The following is a 10,504-nucleotide window of genomic DNA, read 5'->3' on the forward strand; positions in this document are numbered from 1 at the left end:
GGCGGATTGTCGCGTGAAATGAACAAAGCGGAAAGGCGAAGCTGCGTTTGGCTTGGGTTGTTGCAGCGTAGGGTGGAAAACCGCGAAGCGTTTTCCACCAGCGTTCCCCGTCGGTGGAAAAGCCTTCGGCGTTTTCCACCCTACGCCAGAAAACACAAAGCCCGCCTTTAGGCGGGCTTTAGGTTGATCGAGCGAGCTAGAGCCTGTTTTTAACGCAGCAGGGCCGACGCGCAGCCGATCAAGCCTGATCCCAGGCCCGATCGCCGCGCTCGTCCTTGATCCGGGTCGGCAGACCCATCACATCGAGCAGCTTGAGGAACGGCTGGGCCGGTAGCTCTTCGACGTTGACCATGCGCTGCGCATCCCACTCGCCACGCGCTACCAGCAGCGCGGCGGCAACCGGCGGTACGCCGGCGGTGTAGGAGATGCCCTGGCTGTCGGTCTCGGCATAGGCTTCTTCATGGTCGGCGACGTTGTAGATGAACAGCTCGCGAGGCTGCCCGTCCTTCGTGCCCTTGACCAGATCGCCAATGCAGGTCTTGCCGGTATAGCCCGGCGCCAGCGAGGCGGGATCGGGCAATACGGCCTTGACCACCTTGAGCGGTACCACTTCCAGGCCTTCGGCGGTGCGCACCGGCTGCTCGGAGAGCAGGCCAAGGCTGTTCAGCACCGTAAAGACGTTGATGTAGTGCTCGCCGAAGCTCATCCAGAAGCGGATGTTCGGTACATCGAGGTGCTTGGAGAGCGAGTGCACCTCGTCGTGGCCGGTCAGGTAGAGACTCTGTTCGCCCACGACCGGCAGGTCGTCGGTGCGTTTGACCTCGAACATGCGATTGGTCGTCCACTGGCTGTTCTGCCAGCTGTAAACCTGACCGGTGAATTCGCGGAAATTGATTTCCGGGTCGAAATTGGTGGCGAAATACTTGCCGTGGGAACCGGCGTTGACGTCGAGAATGTCGATTGACTCGATCTTGTCGAAGTATTCCTGCTGCGCCAGGGCAGCGTAGGCGTTGACCACGCCCGGATCGAAACCGACGCCGAGAATGGCAGTGACGCCCTTCTCCTGGCACTCGGCCAGGTGCTTCCACTCGTAGTTGCCATACCACGGCGGTGTTTCACAGATCTTGCCCGGCTCTTCGTGGATCGCGGTATCCAGATACGCGGCACCGGTGTCCATGCAGGCGCGCAGCACCGACATGTTGAGAAAGGCGGAGCCAACGTTGATGACGATCTGCGATTCGGTCTCGCGGATCAGCGCCTTGGTCGCTTCCACGTCCAGGGCGTCCAGGGCGTAGGCCCTGATTTCGGCGGGCTGTTTGAGGCTGCCCTTGGCCTGTACGCTATCAATGATGGCCTGGCATTTGGAGATGCTGCGCGACGCGATAGCAATACGACCGAGTTCGTCGTTGTGCTGCGCGCACTTATGGGCCACCACCTTGGCGACACCTCCTGCACCAATGATAAGAACGTTCTTCTTCAATTTTTTTAACTCTCCTTACCCTGCCACCTACGAGAGGCTGGACAGGTAATCCTCAAAGTTGAATTCCCGAACCACCTCGACGCTGCCGTCGAGCTGCTTCACCACGATGGACGGCATTTTCAGGCCGTTGAACCAGTTTTTCTTGACCATGGTGTAACCCGCTGCGTCGATGAACGACAGACGATCGCCGATGGCCAGCGGACGATCGAATTGATACTCGCCGAAGATGTCGCCGGCCAGACAGGATTTGCCGCACACCATGTAGCTGTGCTCGCCGTCCGAGGGCGCCATCTTGGCGTTCAGGCGATAAATCAGCAGATCGAGCATGTGTGCCTCGATGGAGCTGTCCACCACTGCGAGATTCTTGCCGTTGTACAGGGTGTCGAGCACCGTCACTTCCAGCGACGCACTCATGGTGATCGCCGCTTCGCCGGGCTCCAGGTAGACCTGCACACCAAATTTTTCCGAGAAGGCTTTCAGGCGTGCGCAGAAGGCATCGAGCGGATAGCCCTCGCCCGTGAAGTGGATACCGCCGCCGAGGCTGACCCACTCGACCTTTTCCAGCAGGTGGCCGAAGCGCTCCTCGATGGTGGTCAGCATCTGGTCGAACAGCTCGAAGCTGGAGTTCTCACAGTTGTTGTGGAACATGAAGCCACTGATCTTGCCGATCACCGCCTCGATCTTCGCCGGATCATGCTCGCCCAGACGACTGAACGGACGCGCCGGATCGGCCAGCAGATAGTCCGAGCTGCTCACCTGCGGATTGACGCGCAAGCCGCGAATGGTGCCTTCGGTGGCCGCCTCGAAACGCTGCATCTGACCGATGGAGTTGAAGATGATCTTGTCGCAGTTGGCGACCATCTCGTCGATCTCGTCGTCAGCCCAGGCCACGCTGTAGGCGTGGGTCTCGCCGGCGAACTTCTGCCGACCCAGCTTGAGCTCATAGAGCGACGACGAGGTGGTGCCATCCATGTACTGCTGCATCAGATCGAACACTGACCAGGTGGCGAAGCACTTCAGCGCCAGCAGCGCCTTGGCTCCGGAGTGTTCGCGCACGTAGGCGATCTTCTCCAGGTTGCCCAAGAGCTTCTGTTTGTCGATGAGGTAATACGGCGTCTTGATCATTTAGAAGTGCCCATACGAGGTCGCCTGGCAGGAAGCTGGCGGCTCCCCGTTTGCAAAAGGGCGGATTCTGCCGACAATCGCCGCATATCGAAAGGCCATCGACGCATTTCTTCTGACAGAATGCGTCGCCGCGCGTCTGTAGGGTCAAATTCATTCGGCCACCGATTCCGCCAAGGCCGAACACGTTCGGCCCTAAGAACCCGCGCAGGACAGCTAACCCGGCCCTGATGACAAACCGGTGACTGCGCCCACATTTGCCACAACTGCGAACGGCAACCGATCGTCTGATCGCCTATACACGCGCCTCAATGCAGTACAATTCGCGCCTTTTTTCACTGGCTGGAACCGGCGCCTCGATGATCGAACCCAAGCGCGTACTGCGTGCCCTTGCCGAACACTGGACCCTGCTCGAACCACTGTGCGAGCGCTTCGATGCCGGCACCCTGAGTCTGGTTGAGCTGCGTCATCAGCTCGCCGCGCAATTGCCCGAAGGCACGCCCACCGATATCACCGCCCTGCTCGACCAGTGGATTCGCCTGGACATCCTGGTGCCGGTGGCCAAGAGCCCCAACCGCTTCGAGCTGAACGCGCAGATCCACGACTTCCTCGCCTACCTGCGGCGCGAGCACCGCCTCGGCCTGTGCCTGGAGATCGAAGCCTACCTGCGCCATCTGGAGCGTCTGGCCGGGCATATCCTTGATGCCTTCGAGATTCGCGACGGCAACGACCTGGCCCGCCAGCTGCGCCTGCTCGACATGCGCGTACGCGACGTGCTGAAGAAACTCGACAACGACGAGCAGGCACTGGTCGCCGTGGCCGACCGGGCCAAGACCAGCGACCGCCAGATCCCGCTGCGCCAGCGCTACGCCGAGGTGCTGGCGACCTGGGACGAGTACGTCGAGCCAATGATCCAGCTGGTCTCTGCCGATGGCGCCTTCGAGCAGGGCGTGCACCGCGTCGAGCAGGTGCTGATGAAGTTGCTCGGCGAGCAGCAGCGCCTCGGCCAGCTGGTGGACGACGATCTGCTCGTGCGCACCCATGCGCGCATCCTCGAAATGCAGACCACCGCCCAACTGACCCTGCGCAAGGCACGCGAACTGTTGCTGCCACTGCGCGAGGAAGCGCGCCGGCACAACGCCGTGACCCGCGGTGCGGCGCTGGCGTTGTCGGCGATCCGCAAGAAAGGCCTGGACGCCGTGCCGCAAGCATCGCTGCCGTTGTTCACTCGTCCGCAGACCACCTTTCTCGGCACCGCCAGCCAGGTTGAGGCCTACGTCTACGCGCTGGCCCGCTTCGAGCCGAAGCCGGCGCAATTCCCCCGAGCCAGCGCCAAGCGCCAGGGCGAACTGCCACGCGCACCGCGCACGGCACGCGAGATGATCGAGCGTTGCCAGCAGGCGCTGCCGCTGCCGGACCTGATGGCCTGGCTGCTGGAACAGGAACCCGAAGGCGCCACCGACGAGCTGCTCTACTGGTTCTCGCGCCTGTCCCGCGACAGCCGCTTCCAGCGCGACCGCCTGGAGCGTCGCGAATACCTGACCCGCGAGCACCTCGTCAGCCTCAGCTCCTTTGCCCTGGTGGCCAACGCCAATGGCTGATTCCTACGTAGGGTGGGCAACGCGCAGCTTGTCCACCTCCAGCCACACCGAATCGAAAAGGTGGAAAAGGCTTCGCCGCTTTCCAGGGGGCGGTCTTCCATACAGCGCTCACATCCGGCATTGCAGCCAGGCCCCGCAGCCTGCCCATCGCAAGGCTCAGGTCGACGTCGCTTTCCGCTCCCCGCACCAACAGCCCCCTCTCCCCTATGGGGAGAGGGTTGGGGTGAGGGGCAGGCACCAACCAGCAGCACAGACAGGCCAAAGCCCATCAAATCACGCTGTGGAAATCACCTTGTTGATTTCTACCCAACGATCCAGCGAGCAACCTGAATGAACATCGACCTCAAGGAAATGACCCAGCTGGCGCCGATCTTCCGCGAGCTGTTCAAGGGCTATCACCTGTCCCGCAGCGAGCCGGAGCCTTACGCGCAGCTGTCGAACATGCAGGACCAGTACCGCGCATTGTTCAAGGCGCTCGGCTTCGAGCTGGTCTGCGATCCGCGCGGCTTCTATTACTTCGTCCCCGAGCAAATGGGCGCGCAGGTGAACAAGACCGCCCAGCGCCTGGCACTGTTCACCTTCATCCTCGTCGAGCACCTGGCCGACCAGGGCCGCGATCCGCTGGCCGTGCTCGATGGCGGCAGTCTCGGTCGCGATGAACTGCCGGCGCTGCTGGACAAGTATCGCGACCTGTTTCTGCAGGCCGAAGTCACCACCCAGGAAGAACTGGAAGAAAAGGTCATCCGCCGCCTGACCCAGCTGGGCTTCGCCGAAGACAGCAACGGCGTCTACCGCTTCCTGCCGCCGATGCACCGTTTCCTCGACGTCTGCCTGTCGGTGCAGCAGGACCGCGATCTGGCCGCCAGCCTGCACAGCAGCGACCTGCCGCTGGCCACGCCGCAGCTGATTGCCGAGGAAGAAGACGAGGACGAAATCATCCTCATCGACGAACCTGCCGAAGACCCCACCGAAGAATCCGAAGAAGACGCCCTGGCCCGCGCCATCGCCGCAGAAAAGGAGCTTGAAGCATGAGCCAGGAACGCTACGGCATTCGCCGCTTCGCCCTGCTGAACACCGCCGGCTACAGCCTCGGCATTTTCCCGCTGGAAAACCCGCTGTCGGTCTACGGCGCCAATAACCTGGGCAAGTCCGCCTCGATCAACGCGCTGCAGTTCCCGATCCTGGCGCGCATGTCGGACATGAGCTTCGGCAAGTACAGCCTCGAGCAGTCACGCAAGTTCTACTTCGCCTCGGACACCAGCTACATCCTGGTCGAGGTGATGCTGCCACATGGCCCACACGTGATCGGCGTGGCCGGGCGCGGCCCGGGTGGCGGCTTCGGGCACCAGTTTTTCGTCTACCAGGGTGCGCTGGACCTGGACCATTACCAGCAGAACGGCACCTGCCTGCGCCAGCGCGAGCTGTTCGCCAACCTCGAACGCGCCGGCATCAAGGCCTACGAGGCCAAGCCGGACGAACTGCGCCGCCTGCTGGTCGGCGGGCACACCTCGATCCCGCTGGACATGACGCTGATCCCGCTGCGCTCGACCAGCGAGCAGAGCCTGAAGACCTTCCGTGCACTGTTTATCAACCTGCTGCATATGAGGGAGATCACGGCTGCCAAATTGAAGCAGCTGTTCCTCGACGCCTTCGAACACAGCCTGCGCTCGGGCAGCGTCGATTACATCGCCGCTACCGAGGAAGCTTTCCGCGACGTACGCCGCATGGAGCAGGACTACCAGGCGCTGGTGGCCGCCGGCCCGCTGGTCGAAGCGCTGGCCTCAGGCGTGGCCCAGCGCGAGCTGCTGCGCGGCAAGCTGCATCGCCTCTCGCCGCTGCTCGACAACCTGCTGGGCACCTGGCACGACTACGCCGATGCTCGCAAGGAAGAGCTGGTGATCCAGGCCGAACACTACCGCCGCGAGCAGGACGGCCTGCAGAACGAACAGCGCGGCTCGACTGGCGAACTGATGCGCCTGGAACGTGAAATCAGCGAAGCCCAGCGCTGGCTCGGAGAGCTGGCGGTGCTGAAGAACCGTTTCGCCCTGGTCGAGGACGCCCATGTGCTGGAGCAGCAGCTGCTCGCCGCCAAGGACGCCCATGACGAGCTGGCCGGTGCATTGGCGCAGTCCCGTCAGTTCTCCAGCGAAGATCTGGACGAGCGCCTGCGCGATCTGGAAAAGCGTTTGAAGTCGGTGAGGCAACAGCTCGATCACGCCGACAACAACAGCTATTCGCGCCTGCGCGAAGAATTTTCCCAGGCCGACGTCGACCGCCTGATGCGCCTGTTCAATGGCCAGCTGTTCAGCCTGCCGCTGGGCGAAAAAGGTATCACTGCCGAGGGCGAGGACTGGGTCAGGGCAGTCGAAGCGGTGCTTGATCGTTTTAAGGGCGACACCTTCTCGGTGCCGGGCCTGTCCATCGACCTTTCGCATATCGAACCGCCGGCGCTGCAGGCTCTGGCCGACCGTGCCGCACTGCGCGACCAGAAGGATCGCCTGGAGCGCGAACTCAAGCAGCTCAAGACCCAGCATGCCGTGGCCGTCGACCGCGCCGCGAGCAAGGCCCAGGCCGAGGCGCTGTACCAGGCCGTGCTGGATGCGCAGAAAGCGCTGGAGGATTTCCGCCGCAGCCAGACCCTGGCCGCCGAAGAGCCCGCCAAGCTGGAACAGCTGGCCCAGGCCGAGGCCGCCCAGGAAGAACTCAAGCGCACCAGTGACGCCTTCGCCGAGCGCGTGCAGCATTTGTCCGCCAAGCTGCAGCTGGTCGGCCGTCAGCTGGCCGATCTGGAAGCCAAGGAACGCACGCTCGAGGATGCCCTGCGCCGCCGCCAGCTGTTACCGGCGAACCTGCCGTTCGGCACGCCCTTCATGGACCCGGTGGACGACTCGCTGGACAACCTGCTGCCGCTGCTCAACGACTACCAGGACAGCTGGCAGGCGCTACAGCGCGTCGACGGCCAGATCGAGGCGCTGTATGCCCAGGTGCGCCTGAAGGGCGTAGCCAAGTTCGATAGCGAGGAAGACCCCGAGCGCCGCCTGCAGCTGCTGGTCAATGCCTACGCCCATCGTCAGGACGAGGCGCTGACCCTGGCCAAGGCGCGCCGTGCCGCGGTCACCGACATCGCTCGAACGCTGCGCAATATCCGTAGCGACTACGAAAGCCTGGAACACCAGCTGGCGCTGTTCAACCGCGAGATCAACAAGCGTCAGGTTTCCAACCTGGCGAGCTTCCGCATCGTGCTGGCGCCGAACAAGGATGCGCTCAAGCACATCGATCAGATCATCCACAGCGCCGGGCAATACGAGGAAGGCGAGACGCTCTCGGTGTTCGATCTGTCGCAGTCTTCCGAACAGGACGCGAAGAACGAGGAAGCCAAGGAGTATCTGGCGCGGCTGGTGGCGGCGAACAACAACCAGCTGGGCCTGAAGGACCTGTTCGAGCTGGCGTTCGAGATCACCAAGGTTGGCGGCCAGCCGGTGATCCACACCGACATCGACGGTGCGGCGTCCAACGGCACCACCATGACCATCAAGGCACTGACCAACATGTATCTGTTGCTGCACCTGATGGACCGCGAGCAGGCCGGGCGCATCCGCCTGCCCTACTACCTCGACGAGGCGGCTGACATCGACGAGCGCAACCAGCAGGCGCTGATCGAAACCAGCCTGCAGCTGGGCTTCGTGCCGATCCTCGCGTCGGTGAAGCCGCAGGTCTCGGCCCACGTAGCCATCGACCTGGAAGGCGGCAGCGGGCCGGCCGGCATCTACATCGATGAGGCAGACTGGAAATACATCAGCCGCCGCGAACCGGTCGCCAGCGAGCACACTGCTTCAGCCCAACGGACCGAAGAACCGGCCTGATCTCACCGCAACGAAAAAGGGCCCCGACGGGGCCTTTTCCTTATCTATATTTCGCAGAAATGGTGGTCGGCGGCGCTGCAGCTAAGCAGCCTCTCGACCACATGCCGCCGCCCGGTCATTCACCGGCCTCCGCTCGGCCCAGCTCGATCTTCGGCGCCCAACCAAACCATTCCTCCTGCGGCTCCTTGAACAAGGCGAACGTCTGTCCCGGTAGTGCGCGGCGCCCCATCTGCTCACCATCAGGAGTGGCGAAGGCAACGCCACCCTCGATCAGCGACTCCAGCGAGTCGGTACGCACGCTGGCGCCCTTGAACAGGCTGAAGTCGACACCAAACCCGCTGGTTTCCCAGAACCGGCTGCCGGTATGCACCAATGCAGCGTAGCGTGGCTCGATCAGTACGCGGATCAGCACGCGGTCGGCAGTCTGCCCCAACTCGTAGCCAGTCACCTCACCGACCTTCACCTCACGGTAGGTGACCGCATTGCCTGGCTTGATCGAACCCAAACGCGCAGCGCTGAGGACCAAGGCGAACCCTTCACCAGCCTTCTGCGGCTCACGCTCCTGGCCCACGAAATGCGCTTGAGCGGCCGCACCTGGTTTGCCGGGAGCCACCTCAAGATAGGGACCACTGACCAGCGTATCCAGATTGGCGGTGCGCATGAGGCCAAACTCGGGCCGTACGACCCAGAACTGCGTGCCAGCACGAGCAATCCGCGACTCTGCGGCGGTAATCCGGGCCCGCAGCACGACGTGTCCGAGGTCATCGCTAAGCGTCACACTGTCAACCTCGCCGACCTCCAGCCCCTTGTAGCGGATCGGCGTGCCGGCAACGAGGCCGTCGCCGCGATGGAGACGAATCTCTATCGAGGTACCGCGCCGTATTGCGCTGTCCCGGTCCTTGTGCAACTTGAATCGGGGCACCTTTCTGGTAGCCGGAGCTTGCGGCTCCGGCGTCTCGAATGCGATGCCCCCGGCCAGCAGGCTCTGCAGCGATTCGCTGCGCACTTCAATACCAGAAAGCCCGCCGGTGAGGGAAATGCCACTGGCATTCCAGAACCGGCTCGAACTGTTTACCAGATCGGCGTAGGGCTGCTCGATGTGCACGCCAACCACGACCCGCTGCTGGTCGCGCGAGAACTGGTAACTCTGCACGGTGCCAACCCGTACCTGGCGATAGAGCACAGGACTACCGACATCAAGCGAACCGAGGTTGTCCGCCGTCAGTACCAGGTGAAGGCCGGGCGAGCGTATATCCAGCGGTGGTGCCTTGGCGCGTGCGACGAAGTTGCGCCTGGCTTCTGCGCCCTTCTCGCCGGGCCGAACAGCAATGTAATTGCCGCGCACCAAGGCCTCGAGCCCGGATATCCCGGCAACCGAAACCGACGGTTTGACCACCCAGAACTGCGTGTCCTCTACCAGATAGTCCTCGAACAGCGGGTCGATGGAGAGTTCGGCCTGCGCGCCGCTAAGGTCGGAATCGATATCCAGCTTCTTCAGCAGACCGACCTGCATGCCCTTGTAGATGACAGGGGTCCGGCCGGCCTGTAGCCCATCGAAATCCTGCAGAGATACGAGCGTCTTGATACCCGCCTGGGCCGCATCGAAGTCCTCATAGAGCCGGAACGGGATGCTCGGATCGGTCGCAGGGCTGTCCTTGCGGTGAGATGGAGTGGCGAAGGCGATACCGCCGGCGACGATGCTAGCCAGAGACTCCGTACGGAACTTAACCCCCGTCAGACCGGCATCCACGGTGACGCCGCTGGCATTCCAGAATCGCGTGTGCTTGCGCACCAGATGGGCGTACTCCGGCTGTATATACAACTGCACCTCGACGGTACTGTCGTCCTCGGACAACACGAAGTTCTTCACCTGTCCGACCTGGATCTGCCGATAGAACACCGGACTGCCGCGATTCAGCGAGCCAAGGCGCTCGGCTTTGAGCGTCAGGTGCAGGCCGATGCGGCTGTCGGACATCGGCGGCTCTTCCGCCAGCGCAACGAAACGCCGCGTTGTCTCGCCATCAGCAGGGCTGATACCGATGTAGTTGCCCGACACCAGAGTCTCCAGCCCGGTAATCCCGGCTAGCGTCACACTGGGCTTGACCAGCCAGAAGCGCGTGCCGCTGCGTAGATAGCCATCGACGTCCTTGTTCATCTCGATGTCCGCGACAACGACCTGCCGACGCTCATCGTCGCCTAGACGCAGATCACGCACGACACCGATCGTCATGCCCTTGTAGAGCACCGACGTCTTGCCGATCTCGATCCCTTCGGCACTCTCGAAGACCACCTCGATGTGGATACCTCGCTCGCTATAGGCCTGCCAGGCAAGCCACGCTCCGATAGCCAGTGCGATCAGAGGCAGTATCCAGATGGCCGACCAGCTGGAGGCAGGGCGAGTATTGGCTTGTGGCAGGGGAGGCATGCTTTTTTCCCGG

6 protein-coding genes are annotated in these 10,504 nt (G+C 62.7%); 3 read left to right on the forward strand and 3 right to left on the reverse strand.

From position 1 onward, the window contains the following. Positions 1-238: 238 nt before the first annotated feature. On the reverse strand, positions 239-1,480 hold the full coding sequence (locus F753_RS39705) for a saccharopine dehydrogenase family protein (protein ID WP_023445854.1): 1,242 nt from the start codon (positions 1,478-1,480) through the stop codon (positions 239-241). A 27-nt stretch (positions 1,481-1,507) separates the two neighbouring features. Continuing rightward, the gene (locus F753_RS39710; protein WP_023445855.1) at positions 1,508-2,605 is read right to left on the reverse strand and encodes a carboxynorspermidine decarboxylase; all 1,098 of its coding nucleotides are present in this window, start codon (positions 2,603-2,605) and stop codon (positions 1,508-1,510) included. Positions 2,606-2,913: 308 nt separating this feature from the next. On the opposite strand from F753_RS39710, the gene mksB reads away from it, so the two are divergent. From mksB to mksF, 3 genes are all read left to right on the forward strand, one after another. Beyond that, positions 2,914-4,203, forward strand: a complete 1,290-nt coding sequence (mksB, locus tag F753_RS39715) for an Mks condensin complex protein MksB (protein ID WP_031297940.1) — start codon at positions 2,914-2,916, stop codon at positions 4,201-4,203. A 330-nt stretch (positions 4,204-4,533) separates the two neighbouring features. After that, complete coding sequence (gene mksE, locus F753_RS39720; RefSeq protein ID WP_023445857.1) at positions 4,534-5,235, forward strand: Mks condensin complex protein MksE; 702 nt, start codon at positions 4,534-4,536, stop codon at positions 5,233-5,235. Continuing rightward, on the forward strand, positions 5,232-8,066 hold the full coding sequence (gene mksF / locus F753_RS39725) for an Mks condensin complex protein MksF (protein ID WP_023445858.1): 2,835 nt from the start codon (positions 5,232-5,234) through the stop codon (positions 8,064-8,066). Before mksE ends, mksF begins: the two co-directional genes overlap by 4 nt. 115 nt (positions 8,067-8,181) lie before the next feature. On the opposite strand, the gene F753_RS39730 is transcribed toward mksF, so the two are convergent. Further along, positions 8,182-10,491 (reverse strand): PqiB family protein, encoded by a 2,310-nt coding sequence (locus tag F753_RS39730; RefSeq protein WP_023445859.1) that lies wholly within the window; start codon positions 10,489-10,491, stop codon positions 8,182-8,184. Positions 10,492-10,504: the final 13 nt, after the last annotated feature.

This window comes from Stutzerimonas chloritidismutans AW-1, from assembly GCF_000495915.1.
Classification (GTDB): Bacteria; Pseudomonadota; Gammaproteobacteria; order Pseudomonadales; family Pseudomonadaceae; genus Stutzerimonas; species Stutzerimonas chloritidismutans.